Origin of the sequence: Streptomyces sp. JJ66, assembly GCF_019303495.1 — a bacterium.
Lineage (GTDB): Bacteria > Actinomycetota > Actinomycetes > Streptomycetales > Streptomycetaceae > Streptomyces.
In genome coordinates this window covers 12,575-30,905 of sequence record NZ_JAEVFI010000011.1, presented here as the reverse complement: position 1 = coordinate 30,905, position 18,331 = coordinate 12,575, and the positions used below count along the sequence as shown (strand labels likewise).

At 72.4% G+C, this 18,331-nt stretch carries 11 protein-coding genes; 7 read left to right on the top strand and 4 right to left on the bottom strand.

Annotated elements, in window-relative coordinates; translation table 11 throughout:
* Nucleotides 1–27: 27 nt before the first annotated feature.
* The 3 genes from JJV70_RS09740 (at nt 28) to JJV70_RS09730 (ending at nt 2,704) form a co-directional block, all read left to right on the top strand.
* Entirely contained in the window at nt 28–1,797 is a 1,770-nt protein-coding gene (locus JJV70_RS09740; RefSeq protein WP_308294763.1) for a M14 family zinc carboxypeptidase, read from the top strand.
* Nucleotides 1,798–2,091: 294 nt separating this feature from the next.
* On the top strand, nt 2,092–2,289 hold the full coding sequence (locus tag JJV70_RS09735; protein ID WP_219047425.1) for a hypothetical protein: 198 nt from the start codon (nt 2,092–2,094) through the stop codon (nt 2,287–2,289).
* 22 nt (nt 2,290–2,311) lie between these two features.
* Nucleotides 2,312–2,704, top strand: a complete 393-nt coding sequence (locus tag JJV70_RS09730) for a type II toxin-antitoxin system VapC family toxin (protein WP_308294762.1) — start codon at nt 2,312–2,314, stop codon at nt 2,702–2,704.
* Between the two features lie 192 nt (nt 2,705–2,896).
* Here JJV70_RS09730 and xdhC read toward each other — a convergent pair whose 3' ends face one another.
* Genes xdhC through JJV70_RS09715 form a run of 3 tightly spaced genes read right to left on the bottom strand, consistent with a single transcriptional unit; the run spans nt 2,897 to nt 7,660 of the window.
* Nucleotides 2,897–3,706, bottom strand: coding sequence for a xanthine dehydrogenase accessory protein XdhC (gene xdhC, locus JJV70_RS09725; protein ID WP_219047638.1), 810 nt, complete (start codon nt 3,704–3,706; stop codon nt 2,897–2,899).
* Nucleotide 3,707: 1 nt separating this feature from the next.
* Nucleotides 3,708–6,146, bottom strand: coding sequence for a xanthine dehydrogenase molybdopterin binding subunit (gene xdhB, locus JJV70_RS09720; protein WP_219047423.1), 2,439 nt, complete (start codon nt 6,144–6,146; stop codon nt 3,708–3,710).
* The gene (locus JJV70_RS09715; RefSeq protein WP_219047422.1) at nt 6,143–7,660 is read right to left on the bottom strand and encodes a xanthine dehydrogenase small subunit; all 1,518 of its coding nucleotides are present in this window, start codon (nt 7,658–7,660) and stop codon (nt 6,143–6,145) included. Before JJV70_RS09715 ends, xdhB begins: the two co-directional genes overlap by 4 nt.
* A 1,062-nt stretch (nt 7,661–8,722) precedes the next feature.
* Here JJV70_RS09715 and JJV70_RS09710 point away from each other — a divergent pair.
* Both JJV70_RS09710 and JJV70_RS09705 read left to right on the top strand, forming a co-directional pair.
* Nucleotides 8,723–9,226: a nucleoside deaminase gene (locus tag JJV70_RS09710; protein WP_219047421.1), complete on the top strand. Its 504-nt coding sequence runs from the start codon at nt 8,723–8,725 to the stop codon at nt 9,224–9,226.
* A gap of 476 nt (nt 9,227–9,702) precedes the next feature.
* Nucleotides 9,703–12,399, top strand: coding sequence for a SpoIIE family protein phosphatase (locus tag JJV70_RS09705; protein ID WP_374227269.1), 2,697 nt, complete (start codon nt 9,703–9,705; stop codon nt 12,397–12,399).
* A gap of 79 nt (nt 12,400–12,478) precedes the next feature.
* On the opposite strand, the gene JJV70_RS09700 is transcribed toward JJV70_RS09705, so the two are convergent.
* Nucleotides 12,479–13,741 carry a nucleotide sugar dehydrogenase gene (locus JJV70_RS09700; protein WP_219047420.1) on the bottom strand — a complete coding sequence of 421 codons (1,263 nt, stop codon included), beginning with the start codon at nt 13,739–13,741 and terminating at the stop codon, nt 12,479–12,481.
* Between the two features lie 186 nt (nt 13,742–13,927).
* Here JJV70_RS09700 and JJV70_RS09695 point away from each other — a divergent pair, with 186 nt between their 5' ends.
* Both JJV70_RS09695 and JJV70_RS09690 read left to right on the top strand, forming a co-directional pair.
* Entirely contained in the window at nt 13,928–15,634 is a 1,707-nt protein-coding gene (locus tag JJV70_RS09695) for a glycerol-3-phosphate dehydrogenase/oxidase (protein WP_219047419.1), read from the top strand.
* Between the two features lie 134 nt (nt 15,635–15,768).
* Nucleotides 15,769–18,162 carry a protein kinase gene (locus tag JJV70_RS09690; protein WP_257573689.1) on the top strand — a complete coding sequence of 798 codons (2,394 nt, stop codon included), beginning with the start codon at nt 15,769–15,771 and terminating at the stop codon, nt 18,160–18,162.
* Nucleotides 18,163–18,331: the final 169 nt, after the last annotated feature.

Genomic DNA, 18,331 nt, shown 5'->3' with positions numbered 1-18,331 from the left:
CAGCCCCCAACCACGAGTGAGGCCCCTGTGCACCACAGACGCATACTCTGGGCCGCCGCGGTCGCCGCGGCGCTCACCGCGGTCACCGCTGGCAGCGGCGCGTCCGCCTCCGACACCGCCCGCGCCGCCGACCCGGCCAACAGCGACGACCACGCCTACGTCTACCGTGTCCACGGCGGCGCCGACGTCGCGCTGTCGAAGTTCAGCTCCTTCGACCTGCTCGAAACCCGCGAAGGCGACGACCTGTTCGTCCTCGGCGACGCGGACACCGGCCAGGAGCTCAAGGCGGCGGGCCTGCGCCCCACCGTCGAGGAGAAGCTGACCCCGGCCCCCTGGGAGCCGCCCAAACGCAGCGGCCAGGCCCCCCGGATGACGGACGCGCTCGCCGAGGAGACGTACTACGGCGGCTACCGCACGGTGAACGCCCAGTACGCCCACCTCGACCAGGTCGCCCGGGACCACGCTGGCCTGGCCACCGTCGTTGACTTCGGCGACTCCTGGCGCAAGTCCACCGGCCGCGCGGGCGGTTACGACCTCAAGGCGATCTGCCTGACGAAGAAGACCAGTGGCAGCTGCCAGCTCACCCCCAACTCCAGCAAGCCGCGCTTCCTCCTCCAGGCCCAGGTGCACGCGCGCGAACTGTCCACCGGCGAGATGGCCTACCGCTGGATCGACTACCTCACCGACGGCTACGGCAGCGACACCAAGGCCACCGAACTCCTCGACACCCGGGAGATCTGGGTGGTGCCGATCGGCAACCCGGACGGCGTGGACATGGTGCAGCAGGGGTTCTCCGGCGGCCCCAGCGGGCAGCAGTGGCACCGCAAGAACGCCAACCACACCCACGGAAGCAACTGCTCGGAGAACTCCGGCAGCGGCATCGGCATCGACCTCAACCGCAACAACAGCTCCCACTGGGGCGGCGCGGGCACCAGCTCCAACCCGTGCAGCCAGGTCTACAAGGGCCCGGCCGCCGACTCCGAGCACGAGACCAAGGCGCTGCACAGCCTCTACCGCAAGCTGTTCCCCGACACCCGCGGCACCGGCGACAGAACCCCGGCCGACCCCGACACCCAGGGCTTCTTCGTCACCCTCCACAGCTACTCCAACATGGTCCTCTTCCCCTGGGGCTGGAACAGCGGCGTCGAAGCGGGCAACGACGCCGACCTGCGCCGCATGGGCAAGGACATGGCCGAACTCGCCGGCGGCTGGCAGTACGGCCAGCCCGGCGAGATCCTCTACAACGCCAGCGGAACCCACGACGACTGGGTCTACGACGACCTCGGCGTCCCCAGCTACACCTTCGAGATCGGCCCCAACAGCGGCAGCTGCGGCGGCTTCCACCCGTCCTACTCCTGCCAGAACAGGTTCTGGAACCAGGTGAAGCCGATGCTGGTCTACTCGGCGGAGAACGCGAAGGACCCGTACGGCGGCACCGATCCCGGCCCGGGGCCCGGCTGCTCGGCGTCCAACGGCACTGACCTGGCCATCCGCGACCACGCCACCGTCAACTCCCCGGCCACGGTCAGCGGCTGTGGCCGCGAGGCGTCCACCACGTCCACGGTGAAGGTACAGATCCAGCACACCTACATAGGTGACCTCACCGTCCAGCTCATAGCGCCCGACGGCAGCGCCTACACCCTGCACAACCGCTCCGGCGGCAGCACCGACAACATCAACCAGACCTACACGGTGAACCTCTCCTCCGAGGCCGCCGACGGCACCTGGAACCTCCGCGTCACCGACTCGGCCACCTGGGACACCGGCACCCTGACCGGCTGGGAGCTGACGCTGTAACCGCCCCCTCATCCCGGAACCGGAACCGGGCCCGTNGGCCCGTCTCACCCCAGCGTGCGCAGCCGGTGCCAGCCCGAAGAGCCGACCTTGTACCGCGACCCGTGCCGCTCGCGTCCGCCCGCGTAGAAGTACAGAACACCCTCGTGGGTGACGGCCCAGGGGAGTGTCTTACTCGGACGACTGCACGGTGTGGGCCTCCGGCGGGGCCGCGCGGGGCAACGGAGCCCCATGTCGGCAGGTGAGGGGCGCCCGTATGCTGGCAGTGGAGTCGGCTGCGTCCTGCTGGAGGTCCTGATGAGTACACCCGCCCCCGGATACTCCGGTCCCCCGCGGCCATGGCCACGTCTATCGGTTGAGGAACTGCTGGCCGTTAAGAACACCCAGCCGATCCACTCCCTTGATGACCTGGCCGCCGACACCTTCGAGTCGGACGAGGAGCTGGAGGAGTTCCTCGCTTTCACCTACGCCGAGCGTCACCGCGACGCAGCCTGAGACGGCCTCTATGCAACCGGTTGTGCTCGACACCGACGTCGCGTCCCTGCTGCACAAGCGCAAGCTGACCGGCCCGCTGGCGACCCGTCTCATCGGCCGCAAGCCGCTGATCACCTTCGTGACCTACGGTGAGCTGACCAAGTGGACGGAGATCCGCTGCTGGGGCGCCCGAAGCCGTCAGGAACTCGCCGACTGGCTCGCCGACATCCCGGTTCTGCCTGGCGACGAGGCCGTCGCCGCGACGTGGGGGCGGCTCTCGGCAGCAGCTGTACAGCGGGGGCGCCCCCGCCCGGCCAATGACATGTGGATCGCCGCCAGCGCTCTCACCTACGACCTGCCGCTGGCCACCCTCAACCTCAAGGACTACGAGGACTTCCGCCTCCACCATGGGCTCCGCATCCTCGGCGTGGAGTAGCTGCCGCTTCACGGCAGCGCTGACGGTAACCGGACCCGGCAAGGCGGAGGTCAGCGGACTTCCTCGGGCCCTGACCCCGTAGACCGGAGGTCACTCGGCTGATGCCTGCTGGGGTGGCCGATCTGGTGGCGCCGGGGGATGCCTCGCGCCCGTGGGTGCGGGCGCGAGGCAGTAAAGGCGCTCAGGGTGGGGTCAGGTGGGGTCGGATTCGAAGGTGCGCAGGAGGTCGGCGGCGACGCTGACGGCGATGGTGGCGGGTTCCTTGCCGGTGATGTCGGCCAGGCCGATGGGGGTTTTGATCCGGTCGATGGTGGCCTCGTCGTGGCCGCCCTCGGTGGCCAGGCGTTTGCGGAACCGGGTCCACTTGGCCGCTGAGCCGATCAGCCCGATGGTGCCGAGGTGGGTGGTGCGCAGGGCGGCGTCGCACAGGGCGGCGTCCTCGGCGTGATCATGGGTCATGATCAGGATGTGGGTGCCGGGTGGCAGCTCCGCCAGCACCTCCTCGGGCAGCAGCGGCGTGTGGTGCACGTGGACCTGGGCCACCGCGTCCGACAGCACGTCGAGCCGCTGCTCGGTGAGCATGTCGGAGCGGTTGTCGATCAGGTGGAGGTCGAGGTCCTGGCGGGACAGGACGCGCGCCAGTTCCAGCCCGACGTGTCCGACGCCGAAGATCGCCACCGCCCGTACCACGGACAGCGGTTCGAGCAGCACCGAGACCGTGCCGCCGCAGCACTGCACGCCGTGCTGGTTGGTCACCTTGTCGTTCAGCGCGAAGTCGATCAGCTCCGGCTCGGGCTTGGCGGCGCCGAGCATCTCCCGGGCCCGGTCGATCGCGACGGCCTCGACGTTGCCGCCGCCGATGGAGCCCCACGTCTCGGTCTGGCCCACCACGAGTTTCGCACCGGCGTCGCGCGGGGCGTGGCCGCGCACGGTCGCGACGGTCACCAGCACGCCGGACTCCCGGCGTGCTCGCAACCGTGCGACCGCGGCGACCCACGTCATGTCAGGCACGGCTCAGCGCTTGTGCGGCGGTGGGGGCCGCGCCGGCGGTCCCCACGGTGGTGGCGGTGCCGTCGGCGGCGGCCCCGTCGCGGGCGTCACCGCTGCGGGAGACCGTGGCCTGGCGTGCCGACTCGATCGCCCAGTACACCGCCTCCGGCGTCGCGGGGGAGGCCAGCTCCACGCTGACCCCGTCCGGGCCGAACGCGGCGGCGGCCTGCCGCAGCGCTTCCCGCACCGAGAACGCCAGCATCAGCGGAGGCTCGCCCACCGCCTTGGACCCGTAGACCGCGCCCTCCTCGGTGGCGTTCTCCAGCAGCGCGACGTTGAACTCCTCGGGCATCTCGGAGAAGCTCGGCAGCTTGTAGGTGCTCGCGGCCTGGGTCAGCAGCCGGCCGCGGCCCGGCCCGTCGCTGGCGTCCCAGCGCAGGTCCTCCAGCGTCAGCCAGCCCGCGCCCTGCACGAAACCGCCCTCGACCTGACCGATGTCGATCATCGGGGACAGGCTGTCGCCGACGTCGTGCACGATGTCCACCCGGCGGGTGCGGTACGCGCCGGTGAAGCCGTCCACCTCCACCTCGGCCGCGGCGGCGCCGATAGCGAAGTACTTGAACGGTGAACCGGTGAACGACTTCGCGTCCCAGTGCAGGCCCTCGGTCCGGTAGAAACCGGCCGCCGACAGCTGGACGCGCTGGAGGTACGCGGTGCGCACCAGGTCGTCCCAGGCCAGCTCCTTGTCGCTGCCCAGGCTGCGCGCGACGCCCTCGACGATGCGCACGTCCGAGGCGTTCGACCCCAGCTGGCTGGCGGCCACCTGCCGCAGCCGTGCGCGCAGCTGCTCGCAGGCGTTCTTCACCGCCGCGCCGTTCAGGTCGGCGCCGGAACTGGCTGCGGTGGCGGAGGTGTTGGGCACCTTGTCGGTCCGGGTCGGGGCGAGGCGCACCTTGTGCAGCGGGATGCCCAGCGTGGTCGCGGCCACCTGCAGCATCTTGGTGTGCAGGCCCTGGCCCATCTCGGTGCCGCCGTGGTTGATCAGGACCGAGCCGTCCTTGTAGATCAGCACCAGCGCGCCGCCCTGGTTGAAGGCGGTGAGGTTGAAGGAGATGCCGAACTTGACGCCGGTGATCGCAAGACCCCGCTTGGTGTGCGGGTGCGCGGCGTTGAAGGCGGCGATCTCGCGCTTGCGGTCGGCGAGGGTGGCGTTCTCCTTGACCTGCTCCCAGACGGCGGAGATCCGCTCCGGCTGGCTGACCGGCATGCCGTACGGCGTCGCCTGGCCCTGGCCGTAGAAGTTGCGCTCCCGCAGCTCCATCGGGTCCAGGCCGAGCAGCGGCGCGCACCGGCCCATGATGTCCTCGATCACCAGCATGCCCTGCGGCCCGCCGAAGCCACGGAAGGCGGTGTTGGACGCCTTGTTGGTCTTGGCGATGCGGCCGGCGACGCGGGCGTGGGGAATGTAGTAGGTGTTGTCGATGTGGCACAGCGCCCGGGCGACAACCGGCTCGGACAGGTCCAGGCTCCAGCCGCCGTCCGCCGTCAGGGTGGCGTCCAGCGCCTGGATGCGGCCTTCGGCGTCGAAGCCGATCTTCCACGTGGCGTGGAAGCCGTGCCGCTTGCCGGACATGGTCAGGTCCTGGGTGCGGTTGAGCCGCAGCCGGACCGGGCGGCCGGTCAGCTTGGCGCCGAGCGCGGCGACGGCCGCGAACCCGTGCGGCTGCATCTCCTTGCCGCCGAAACCGCCGCCCATGCGCAGGCACTGCACGGTCACTTCGTGACTGTTCAGGCCGAGGACGTGCGCGACGATTTCCTGGGTCTCCGAGGGGTGCTGGGTGCTGCTCTGGACGAACACCTGCTCGCCCTCATCCACGTAGGCCAGCGCCGCGTGCGTCTCCAGGTAGAAGTGCTCCTGGTCGGCGAACTGGAACTCGCCGGTGAACACGTGCGCGGAGTCGGCGAAGCCCGCCTCCACGTCGCCGGTCACCATGACGGGCTGGGCGCCGTGGAAGCTGTTCGCCTCGATCGCGTCCCGCAGCGTGATCAGGGACGGTTGTTCGTCGAGGTCCACCTCGACGGCCGCCGCGCCGAGCCGGGCCGCCTCCAGGGTCTCGCCGAGCACCCAGGCGACGGCGTGGCCGTGGAACATGACCTCGCCGGGGAACAGCGGTTCGTCGTGCTTCATTCCGGCGTCGTTGACGCCGGGCACGTCGGCCCCGGTCAGGACGCGGACCACCCCGGGCACGGCGAGCGCGGCCTCGGTGCGCAGCGCGGTGATCCGGCCGTGGGCCTTCATGACCTGCACCGGGTAGGCGTGCAGCACGTCCTTGGTGCGGTGGACCAGGTCGTCGGTGTAGAGCGCGGTGCCGGTGACGTGCGCGGCGGCGCTCTCGTGCGGCATCGAGACGCCGACGACGGGCAGCTCGGGACGCTGGGACAGGTGACTCATGACGGCACCGCCTCCGTGGTGTGCGCGTACAGCTTCAGCAGGCTCTGGCCGAGCATCGCGGAGCGGTACCCGGCGCTGGCGCGGTGGTCGTTCATCGGGGTGCCCTCGGCCCGCAGCACTCCGGCCGCGGCCTCGGCCGTCTTCGCTGTCCACGGCTTGCCCTCCAGGGCCGCCTCGGTGGCCAGCGAACGGATCGGGGTGGCGGCCACTCCGCCCAGGCCGATGCGGGCCTTGCGCACGATCCCGTCCTCGACGTCGAGCGCGAAAGCGACCGCGACGCTGGAGATGTCGTCGAAGCGCCGCTTGGCGATCTTGTGGAAGCCCGTGACCGGTGACAGCGGCAGCGGGACGCGCACCGCGCGGATCAGCTCGCCGGGACGGCGCACGCTCTGCCGGTAGCCGGTGAAGTAGTCCGCCAGCGGGACCACGCGCTCCCCGTCGGCGTCGGCGAGTACCACCGACGCCTCCAGCGCCAGCAGCACCGGCGGGCTGTCACCGATGGGGGAGCCGGTGCCCAGGTTGCCGCCGAGGGTCGCCCCGTTGCGGATCAGCCGGGAGGCGAACTGCGGGAACAGCTCGGCCAGTAGCGGGACGTCGCCGTCGAGACGGCGCTCGATCTCGGTGAGCGTCAGCGCCGCCCCGATCTCGATGTGGTCGGACTCGACGCGCAGCTCCCGCAGTTCGGGCAGCCGGTCGATGGCGACCACGCAGTCCGCCCGGCGGGCCCGGATGTTCACCTCCACGCCCCAGTCGGTGGAACCGGCGACCACCACCGCGCCGGGCCGCTCGCGCAGTACCCGCAGCGTTTCGGCCAGCGTGTCCTTGCGCAGGAACGTGCGGTCGTCCTGGGCGTATTCGGTGGCGACCGGCGCGGGCGGCGACTGCTCGCGCCGCTGCGCCAGCGGGTCCTCTGCGGCGGGCGTGCCGACGGCGAACGCGGCGTCGCGAATCGGCCGGTAACCGGTGCAGCGGCACAGGTTCCCGCTCAGCGCGTGCAGGTCGAAACCGTTGGGGCCGTGCTCGGCGTCGGTGCTCTCGGACGCGGGGGAGGCCGCCTGAGGGCTGGCCTCCGAGCCGCAGACCGAACCGCTGTCCGAGCACGCGCTCGCACAGCGGTCGGGCCGGTAGTACTCGGCGGCCATGCTGCAGATGAATCCCGGCGTGCAGTAGCCGCACTGGGAGCCGCCCCGGGCCGCCATCTCCTCCTGTACCGGGTGCAGGGTGGCTGGCGTGCCGGGCTCACCGACGGTGGCGAGCCCTTCGGAGGTGACGATCTCCTGACCGTCGAGCGCCGCGACCGGGACCAGGCAGGCGTTGACCGCCACCCAGTCGGTGGGCTTGTTCACCCCGGGACGGGCCACCAGGACCGAGCAGGCGCCGCACTCCCCCTCGGCGCAGCCCTCCTTTGTGCCGGTGAGGCCACGCTCGCGCAGGTAGTCCAGCACGGTGGCGTGGGGCGGGGCCGGTGAGATCGGTGCTTCTTTCCCGTTGACCGTGATGCGCGCCGCTACCATGACGGGCCCTCGTTCCGGTGCGCGATGGATCGCTTCATCATGTTCGCCAATTTCAGGCAGCTTTCTGTGTTCAGACGCGCCACGTGGGAGGAGCGGGCGCGGGGCGGCACGCTGCGGCGAGGTGCCAGGAGGCGGTGAGGGGAAACCCGGATGTGCCACAGAGGGCACGTCAGAACGGCGCGGTCAGCAGCCGTGCGCGATACGACCCGGCACCCAGACCGTGCACTGGGCGAGGCGACCGAGATCAGAGCAGGTGCACATGCGCTGGTCGCCTCCTTCCGGCAGTCATGGGTCGGTGTCAGCGCAACGTAGTGGGTGGGGGCAGGGAGGTCAAGAGGTCAGGTGACCCGGAGGGGACGGCACTGTCGGCGCGGTACGCGGTACGCGGTACGCGGTGGCGGGGCGGGGTGTCACCGGCGTGGCGGGGCCGAGGCGTCCCCGGCGGCTGGGGCGTCCCCGGCAGTACGCGCCGCACGCGGAAGGGCGGGGGCGTCACCGCTGCGGCCCCCGCCGTCGCCTGCCACGGGGAGGCGCAGGAGGCGCGGTCAGGGCGCGTGCTAGGGCATGCGGCTCCGGGCGGTCGTCGCCCAGCGTGTCGGCGTCAGACGGTGGTGTGACCGGCTCCCGTCCTCTTTGTGTGAAGCTACAAGGTGGGTGAGTCGGCCCGCCGACTCCTTTCATGGTTTCGGTGACTGACCCCCGACGGGGCCCGCCGGGTGTACTGGCGCTATTCCGATGAACAGCACGTGAACGAGACGCGGCGGGCCCCGGCCCCTCGGCTCGATCCGCACGACCCGCACGACTGAAGAGAGCCGTCCATGGAGTCCCTTCGCCCCGCCACCTGGGCGGTGGCGAAGCCTTCCGCAACACCACGGGGCAGGGCCTGACCCACACCCCGCGCACACCGGAGCACGTCGCCAGCCGCGCCGGGCTCCGGCGGGTGCCATCGGGCCAGCCGATCTCCAGGCGGCACCCGCGAAAGCCCCACACCGCCGGGGGCGGCCCGTCCGAGCGGGACGGAGCACCCCCGGCACCCCCACCAGCTGCCCAAAAGGAGTGACCATGACCGCGAACACCGAAGAGGCGAGCGTCCAGGACGTTGAGCGCGCCTGGATGGAGGAGGCCATCGGCCTTGCCACCACCAGTGTGAAGAACGGCGGCGGCCCGTTCGGCGCACTGATCGCCAAGGGCGGTGAGATCGTCGCGATCGGCAACAACAAGGTCACTTCGAACCTGGACCCGACGGCGCACGGCGAGGTGAGCGCGATCCGTGCCGCCTGCGAAAAGCTCGGCACCTTCTCGCTGGAGGGCTGTGTCCTGGTCACCTCGTGCGAGCCGTGCCCGATGTGTCTTTCCTCCGCGCTGTGGGCGCGCGTGGACCGGATCGTCTTCGCCGCCGACCGGGATGACGCCGCCGTGGCCGGTTTCGACGACCGCGTGTTCTACGACCTGTTCGAGAAGAAGCCCTCGGACCTGTGGCCGATGTCGGTCGAGCGCGTGGACATGCCGAACCGCATGGCGCCGTTCGACGCGTGGCTGGCCAAGTCGGACCGCATCGACTACTGAGCACCTTCGTTCCACCGCGCCCCGGCACCGCGTGCGGCGGGGCGCGATGCCCCGAGCGCCACGGCAGCACGACGGCCACCGCCTGATCACCGGAGTCGGAAGACTCCCGGAGATCACGCGGTGGCCGCGCGCCGTGCTGCGGCGGCGTGGCTGCCGCGAGCGAGGGGAGCGAGGGGAGCGAGGTGGACAAGGAGCACGGGGCGTCACCGAGGTGGAGGACGCCGTTGTGCGGCCGGGGGGACCTGCCGGGCAGGCCCCGGGAGACGGGAGGCACGTCCACCCCGGCGGGCGTTCACACGTTCGGCCGTGCCCGGAAGTGGGGCACCGTCGCGCGGGGCGGTGTGACAAGAGGATGTGGTGCTAGAAAAGGTGGTGTGACAGGGCGAGTCTCGCGGTGGTGGGCCGGGGTCGTGCGGTGGCTTGCGCGCCCGTCTGCGAGGGGCGCGCGGGGTGGTGAGGCGCGGTCCCTGCTGGGGGTGCGCACCGTGGCCGGGCAGGTGTTGTTCCTGCAGATCGTCGTGGCGGTCGTGCTGATCACCGCCGCCGTGGTCGCCATCGCGGTGCAGGCGCGCAACGACAGCGAGGAGGACGCGCAGAACCGGTCGATGGCCGTGGCCGTCGCCTTCGCGGAGGCGCCCGGTACCGCGCAGGCCACCCAGTCGGACGACCCGACCGCCGTCCTCCAACCCCGGGTGGTGGACGCGGCGTGGGGTTCCGGCGTCGATTTCCTCACCGTGCTGACGACGGACGGCGTCCGGCTGGCCGACACCGACGCCGAGCTGATCGGCACCCGGGCCGGCGGGGTCACGCGGGCCCTGGAGGACGGGGCGTTCACGGAGATCTTCGAGGGCGTCCCCAGCACGGCGGCGCGGGCGGTGGTGCCGCTGACGGACGCCGACGGCGTCACCGTGGGTCTGGTGTCCGCCGGGGTGGAGATCGACACGGTCGGGCACGTGGCGGACCGGCAGTGGCCGATGCTGCTGGGCTCCGCCGCCGCCGCGCTGGTGTTCGCGGTGGGCAGCGCGGCGCTGGTGAGCCGGCGGCTGCGGCGGCAGACGCGGGGCATCGGCCCCACCGAGATGACCCGGATGTACGAGCACCACGACGCCGTGCTGCACGCGGTGCGCGAGGGAGTGCTGATCGTCGCGGAGGACGGCCGGCTGCTGCTGGCCAACGACGAGGCACGGCGCCTGCTGGACCTGCCGCCGGACTCGGACGGCCGTCACCTGTCCGAGCTGGGGCTGGAGCCGGACGCCGCTGCGCTGCTGGCCTCGGGGCGGACGGTGACGGACGAGGTGCTGCTCGCCGGGGACCACCTGGTCGCCGTCAACACGCGGCCCACCGCGCCCCACGGCGGCGCGTCGGGCTCGGTGGCGACGCTGCGCGACACCACCGAGCTGCGGGCGCTCGCGGGCCGGGCGGAGGCGGCGCGGGAGCGGCTGAAGATCCTCTACGAGGCCGGGGTGCGCATCGGCACGAGCCTGGACGTCGTGCGGACGGCTGAAGAGCTGTCGGCTGTCGCGGTGCCCCGGTTCGCGGACTTCGTGACGGTGGAGCTGCTGGAGCCGGTTCTGCGCGGCGACGAGCCGAGCGGCCCGCACCGGAGCATGCGCCGCGCCGCCCTGAGCGGCATCAGCAAGGACCACCCGTTCCAGCCGGTGGGCGACGCGATCGCCTTCGTCGCCTCCGGGACGCCAATGGCCGAGGCGCTGACCAGCGGGCACGCCGCGCTGGAGGCGGACCTGACCACCGCGCGGGACTGGCGGGCCCAGGACCCGCAGGGCGCCGACAACGCCGTGCGCTACGGCGTCCACTCGCTGATCACGGCACCGTTGCAGGCGCGCGGGGTGGTGCTGGGCATGGCGAGCTTCTGGCGGGCGGAGCGGCCGGAGCCGTTCGAGGAAGACGAGCTGTCCTTCGCCGAGGAGCTGGCCGCGCGCGCCGCCGTGGCCATCGACAACGCGCGCCGCTTCACCCGCGAGCACGCCATGGCGGAGACGCTGCAACGCAGCCTGCTGCCGCACGCCCTGCCGCAGCAGAGCGCGCTGGAGGTCGCCTACCGCTATCTGCCCGCGCAGGCGAAGGTGGGCGGCGACTGGTTCGACGTCATCCCGCTGCCCGGCGCCCGGGTCGCCCTGGTCGTCGGCGACGTCGTCGGGCACGGCCTGCACGCGGCGGCCACCATGGGGCGGCTGCGCACCGCGGTGCACAACTTCTCCACCCTCGACCTGCCGCCGGGTGAACTGCTGACCCGGCTGGACGAGCTGGTCAGCCGCACCGACCAGGACGACCCCCACGGCGCCGACGGCGATGGCATCACCGGCGCTACCTGCCTGTACGCGATCTACGACCCGGTGCCGGGCCGGGTCAGCGTGGCCAGCGCCGGGCACCTGGCGCCAGCGGTGGTCCACCCGGACGGCACGGTGTGGATGCCCGAGGTGCCGGTCTCCCCGCCGCTGGGCCTGAGCGTGCCACCGTTCGAGACGACCGAGCTCCAGCTCCCCGAGGGCAGCCAGCTCGTCCTGTACACCGACGGACTGGTCGAGCAGCGCGGCCAGGACCTCGACGTGGGCCTCCACCGGCTGCGCGCGGCGCTGACCGGCGGCGCCCTGCGGAGCCCGGAGGAAACCTGCGAGGCGGTCTTCGACGCCATGCTCCCGGAGCACCGCCGCGATGACATCGCCCTGCTGGTGGCCCGCACCCGGCTGATCGACCCCGAGCACGTCGCCGACTGGGAGGTGGACTTTGACCCGGCCGCCGTCGGCCCGGTCCGGGGTGCGTGCGCCCGCAAGCTGGCGGAGTGGGGTCTGGAGGAGCTGGAGTTCACCACCGAGCTGGTGCTGAGCGAGCTGATCACCAACGCCATCCGCTACGGCTCCGCGCCCGTGCGGGTGCGGCTGCTGTACGAGCGGGCCCTGATCTGCGAGGTCTCCGACGGCAGCAGCACCTCGCCCTACCTGCGCCGCGCGGCCACCACGGACGAGGGCGGCCGGGGCCTGTTCCTGGTCGCCCGGCTCTCCGCCCGCTGGGGCACCCGCTACACACCCACCGGCAAGATCATCTGGACCGAGCAGCCCCTCGCCGACGCCCAGTATCCCGCCGACCTCCCCCTGGAGGCTTTCGGCGATTTCGGAGACTTCGACGACTTCGACGACACCGGCCGCGCCCCGTGACCCGGCACCGGCCGCGCCCCGTGCGTGACCGAGCCCGGAGCCAGCCACCGGAGCCGACGCCGGACGCCCAGCCCCGCGTTCACAGGCGGTAGGCCGTGCCCGCCGGGGTGGTGCCGCGCGTGTCCAGGAGGAGCTGGGCCTTGGCGGCCAGGCCCTGGAGGTCGTACGTGCGGTGGGGTTGCAGGAGGACGGTGAGGTCGGCGGCGGAGGCGGTGTCGTAGAGGGAGTCGGCACGCGGAACGGGGCGGCCGGCGACGTGCCACACCGGGACGTGGGGGTCGTGGTAGCTGAGCTGCGCGCCGAGTTCGAGCAGCCGGGTGGCGACCTCGCGGGCCGGTGAGCCCTCGGTGTCGGGCAGGTCCGGCTTGTAGGTGACCCCCAGCAGCAGGACGCGGGAGCCGCGGGCGGACTTGCCGTACTCGTTCAGCAGGGCCGTCGCGCGCTGGGTGACGTAGCGCGGCATGCGGTCGTTGACCTCGCGCGCCAGCTCCACCAGGCGCAGCGGGTGGCCGAGGGTGCGGCCCCGGTAGGCGAGGTAGTTCGGATCGACGGGGACGGCGTGGCCACCCACACCGGGGCCGGGGCGGAAGGGCTGGAAGCCGAACGGCTTGGTCTCCGCGCACCGCACGACGTCCCAGTAGTCCACGCCCAGGTCGTGGCACAGGATCGCCATCTCGTTGGCCAGCGCGATGTTGACGTGCCGGTAGTTGGTCTCCAGCAGCTGGGTCGTCTCGGCCTCGCGCAGCCCGCGGGCGCGCACCACCTTGTCCGTGAACCGCCCGTAGACGGCCGCGGCGGCCTCGGTGCAGGCCGGGGTGAGGCCGCCGATGACGCGGGGGACGGCGGCGAAGCGGAGGTCGCGGTTGCCCGGGTCGAGGCGGGCGGGACAGCAGGCGAGGTGGAAGTCGCGGCCCGCGCGGAACCCGGAGCCCGCTTCGAGCAGGGCACGCAGTGTGTCCTGCGTGGTGCCGGGGTAGACGGCTGACTCGATGATGACCGTCGTGCGCGGACGCAGGTGGACCGCGAGCGTGCGGACGGCCGCGCGCACGGCGTCGAGGTCCAGCGCGCCGTCCTCGCCCAGGGGCGTCGGGGCGCAGATCAGCGCGGTGCGCACCCGGCTGAGGAGGGCCGGGTCGCAGGTGGCGCGGAAGCCGGCGGCGGCCATGCGGCGCAGGTCGGCCGGGGTGAGCGTGGAGCCGCGTGGCGGCCGGCCCGCGCTGAGGTCCGCGACCACCCGTTCGTCGGTGTCGTAGCCGACGGTGGTGATGCCGGCTGCCGTGGCGGCCTGGACGGCGGGAAGGCCGAGGTGACCGAGTCCGAGCACGGCGAGATCTGCTGGCATGGGCGCGGATTCCCTTCCCCGAGCGGTTAACACTAAGAGCCGCCAGGTCAGGTTAATTGCATATATGACAGATATGGTGGATTGCGCAGCTTGTGGACGGTGCGCGGGTCAGCTTCGCCATGATGGGAACCGGCCGGAAAGCCACGGCAGGGCGGCAACGACGGTGGGACACCACGGGAGGCAACAGTGAGGACAGCGAACCTGGGACCGGCCGAACGGGCCGGGGCACTCGCCCGGATGGCCGAACACGAACTGGACGTGCTGGTGGTCGGCGGTGGCGTGGTCGGGGCCGGGACGGCGCTGGACGCGGCCACCCGCGGCCTGACGACCGGGCTGGTGGAAGCGCGTGACTGGGCGTCGGGCACCTCCAGCCGCTCCAGCAAGCTCATCCACGGCGGCCTGCGCTACCTGGAGATGCTCGACTTCGCGCTGGTCCGTGAGGCGCTGAAAGAGCGCGGCCTGCTGCTGGAGCGCCTCGCCCCGCACCTGGTGAAACCGGTGCCGTTCCTCTACCCGTTGCAGCACCGGGGGTGGGAGCGCTGGTACGCGGGAAGCGGCGTCGCCCTGTATGACGCCATGTCGGTGTCCTCCGGGCACGGCCGCGGGCTGCCGGTGCACCGCCACCTGAGCCGCCGCAAGGCGCTGCGCGTCGCCCCGTGCCTGCGCAAGGACGCGCTGGCGGGCGCGTTGCAGTACTACGACGCCCAGGTGGACGACGCCCGCTTCGTGACGGCGCTGGTCCGCACCGCCGCCTCCTACGGCGCCCTGGCCGCCAACCGGGCCCGCGTCGTCGGCTTCCTCCGGGAGGGGGAACGGGTGGTCGGCGCACGGGTGAAGGACGTCGAGCAGGGCGGCGAGTTCGAGGTGCGCGCCCAGCAGGTCATCAACGCCACCGGCGTGTGGACGGACGACACCCAGGCGCTCATCGCCGAACGCGGCCAGTTCCATGTCCGCGCCTCCAAGGGCATCCACCTGGTCGTACCGCGCGACCGGGTGAACTCCGCGACGGGGCTGATCCTGCGCACCGAGAAGAGCGTGCTGTTCGTCATCCCGTGGGGGCGGCACTGGATCATCGGCACCACCGACACCCAGTGGGATCTGGACAAGGCGCACCCGGCCGCCTCCAGCGCCGACATCGACTACCTGCTGGCCCACGTCAACGAGGTGCTGTCCACACCGCTGACGCGGGATGACGTCGAGGGCGTCTACGCCGGGCTGCGCCCGCTGCTGGCCGGGGAGTCGGAGGCGACGAGCAAGCTGTCGCGGGAGCACACCGTGGCGCATCCGGTGCCCGGCCTCGTCGTCATCGCGGGCGGCAAGTACACCACCTACCGGGTGATGGCCAAGGACGCCGTGGACGAGGCCGCCCGCGCCCTGGACCACCGGGTGGCCGAGTGCTGCACCGAGAACGTGCCGCTCGCCGGAGCCGAGGGCTACCCGGCGCTGTGGAACGCCCGCGCCCGCCTGGCCGCCCGCACCGGGCTGCACGTCGCCCGCGTCGAACACCTGCTGGGCCGCTACGGCACGCTGACGCCGGAACTGCTGGAACTCGTCGCCGAACACCCGGAGCTGGGGGAGCCGCTGCCGTACGCCGACGACTACCTCAGAGCCGAGATCGTCTACGCCTGTTCGCACGAGGGCGCGCGGCACCTGGACGACGTGCTCACGCGCCGCACCCGCATCTCCATCGAGACGTTTGACCGCGGCACGCGCAGCGCGCGCGAGTGCGCGGAGCTGATGGCCACCGTCCTGGGGTGGAGCGACGAGCAGATCGAGCGCGAGGTGGAGCACTACGAGAAGCGGGTGGAGGCCGAGCGCGAGTCGCAGCTCCAGCCTGACGACCAGACCGCTGACGCCGCCCGGCTCGGTGCCCCGGAGGTGGCCCCCGGGTAGCCCAAGACGCACGTACGGGAGCCGAACATGTACGCCAGGCAGCGGCGTTGCGTGTTCGGCCGGGGGTGTGCCGTGGGGGCCTGCGCCATGGGTGAGAATGGGGCAACTGCTGGGCGGCTGATCGCGAGGGGAACATGGGCGAGAACGGCGACAAGAGGGCCAATGCCGATGCCGCCGCGCGGAAACCGGGGGTGGACGAGGCCGTGAAGCCCGCTGACGCCGCGCCCGACACCACGGACGCGAAGCCCGGGCGAGCCGACAAGGACGCGGGCGCCGACGTCGGGCGGGCCGGGGAAGCTGACGGCGCGAAGCCCGGCCGGGCCGAAGCCGACGCCGGGCCCGAACCGCGCAAGCGCGAGCCCCGGGCCGCCGAGCTCGCCCACTCCGCGCCGCGCAAGCCCGCCCCCGAGCCCGCCCCCGAGGACACCGGCAAGAACACCGCCCAGCACACCCCCGAGGACCCGCCCACGCACTCCGCCAAGGACGCCGCCAAAGGCGCGCCCAAGCACACGCCCAAGGACGCGACCACCAAGGACGCACCCAAGGACGCCGCCAAAGGCGCGCCCAAGGACGCGGCCACCAAGGTCGCCCCCAAGGACGCCGCGACCAAGGTGGAGAGCGGCGCTGGGGAAACGGACCGTGGCGAGCAGGCGGCACCCGCCGCCTCCCCCGGGCGGGAGACGGGACGGCTGCTGGCGGGCCGTTACCGGCTCGGCGGCATCCAGGGCCGTGGCGGCATGGGCACCGTGTGGCGCGCCCGCGACGAGGTGCTGGGCCGCACCGTCGCCGTCAAGGAGCTGCGCTTCCCCTCCGATATCGACGAGGACGAGAAGCGCCGTCTGATCACCCGGACCCTGCGCGAGGCCAAGGCGATCGCGCGCATCCGCAGCGGCAGCGCGGTCACCGTCTTCGACGTCGTGGACGAGGACGACCGGCCGTGGATCGTGATGGAGCTGGTCGAGGGCCGGTCGCTGGCCGACGTGATCCGCGAGGACGGCCCGGTGACCTCGCGCCGTGCAGCCGAGATCGGGCTCGCCGTGCTCGGCGTGCTGCGCGCCGCGCACCGCGAGGGCATCGTGCACCGCGACGTGAAGCCCTCCAACGTACTGATCGAGGAGGACACCGGCCGCGTCGTCCTGACGGACTTCGGCATCGCCAAGGTGGAGGGCGACCCGTCGGTCACCTCCACCGGCATGCTCGTCGGTGCCCCCTCGTACATCTCGCCGGAGCGGGCGCGCGGCCAACTGCCCGGGCCTCCAGCCGACATGTGGTCGCTGGGCGGCCTGCTGTACGCGGCCGTCGAGGGCAGCCCGCCCTACGACAAGGGCTCGGCCCTCGCCACGCTCACCGCTGTCATGACGGACGCGCTGGAGCCGCCGAAGAACGCCGGTCTGCTGGAGGAGGTCATCTACGGCCTGCTGCACAAGGACCCGGTGAAGCGGCTGGACGACGCCGGGGCCCGCGTGCTGCTCCAGTCCGTGCTCGACGCCCCGGACGAACCGAAGCCCGGGGCGACGGCCACGGTCGCGATCCCCGCCACCGCGTCCGGCCAGGGCGGCACCGGCACGCCTGCGGCGCGTCCCGCCCGGACGGACCCCGGGGCGGCCAAGACGGCGCAGCCCCAGCCCGGGCCGAAACCCGGGAGCCAGCCGCAGCGCCAGCGCGTGGCGGCTGCCTTCGCTTCCGCCGGTGCCGTTTTCGGCGGCTCGGGCGACGGTGACGGCGCAGCGAAGAAGCGTGCGAACGCCCTGGTCATCGCGGCCGTCCTCGTCGTCCTGATCGGCGTGCTCGGCGCCGTGCTGGCGTTCACGCTGAACGGCGGCACCGAGGAGAACACCGGCGACGGCGACCCCGCCCCGGCCTCCGGCGACACCGGCGAGCCGGGCGGTGACGCGGGCGAGAGCGGCGCCCAGGGCGGCGAGCAGACCTCCGGCGGTGCGGACGGCGCTGCGGACGGCAGTGAGGACGAGCCGGGCGACGGCCAGAACGGCGGCACGGACGAGGGCGCGGGCGACGACAAGGGCGGCACCGGTGCGGACAGCGGCCAGAAGGAGTCCGGTGACGGCCTGCCCGAGGGCTACGCGACGGTGACGGACCAGAAGTACAAGTTCTCCATAGCCCTGCCCGAGGGCTGGACGCGGGTCCGGGAGGCGGGGCGGGACTCCGGCGGCGTGTACGCGGCTGAGCGGGGTGCTGTACCCAGCGTGCAGGTCGATTACACCGGCAGCCCCGGGCAGAGCGCCCTGAACGCCTGGGAGTCGCTGGAGAGCGCCATCAGGGGGACGTTCACCGGCTACGACCTGATCGGCATGGACACCGTCGAGTGGCGGGACTACCCGACCGTCGCCGACTGGACCTACGAACACACCCGCGACGGCGAGCGCTTGCGGTCGCTCAACCGCGGCTTCCGCGTGGACTCCGGCCGTGGCCACGCCATCCTCATTACCTGCCCAGCCGACGCGTGGGACGGTGCGGAGTGCACGACCCTGCGCGAGACAGCGTTCGAGACCTTCCAGCCGATCGACTGACGGCTGTACCGCTCGCGGTGACGCCTGGTCAGCTTCAGATTGACGGCGGGGTGGCCGCCCGGAGTCGCCCCGGTGGCCGCCTGGTGAAGCCCCGGTGACCGTCCGGCGCGGCCCCGGCGCCCACCCGGCGCACGGCGCGTACCGAACCCCGGCCCGTGCGCCCGCGTAC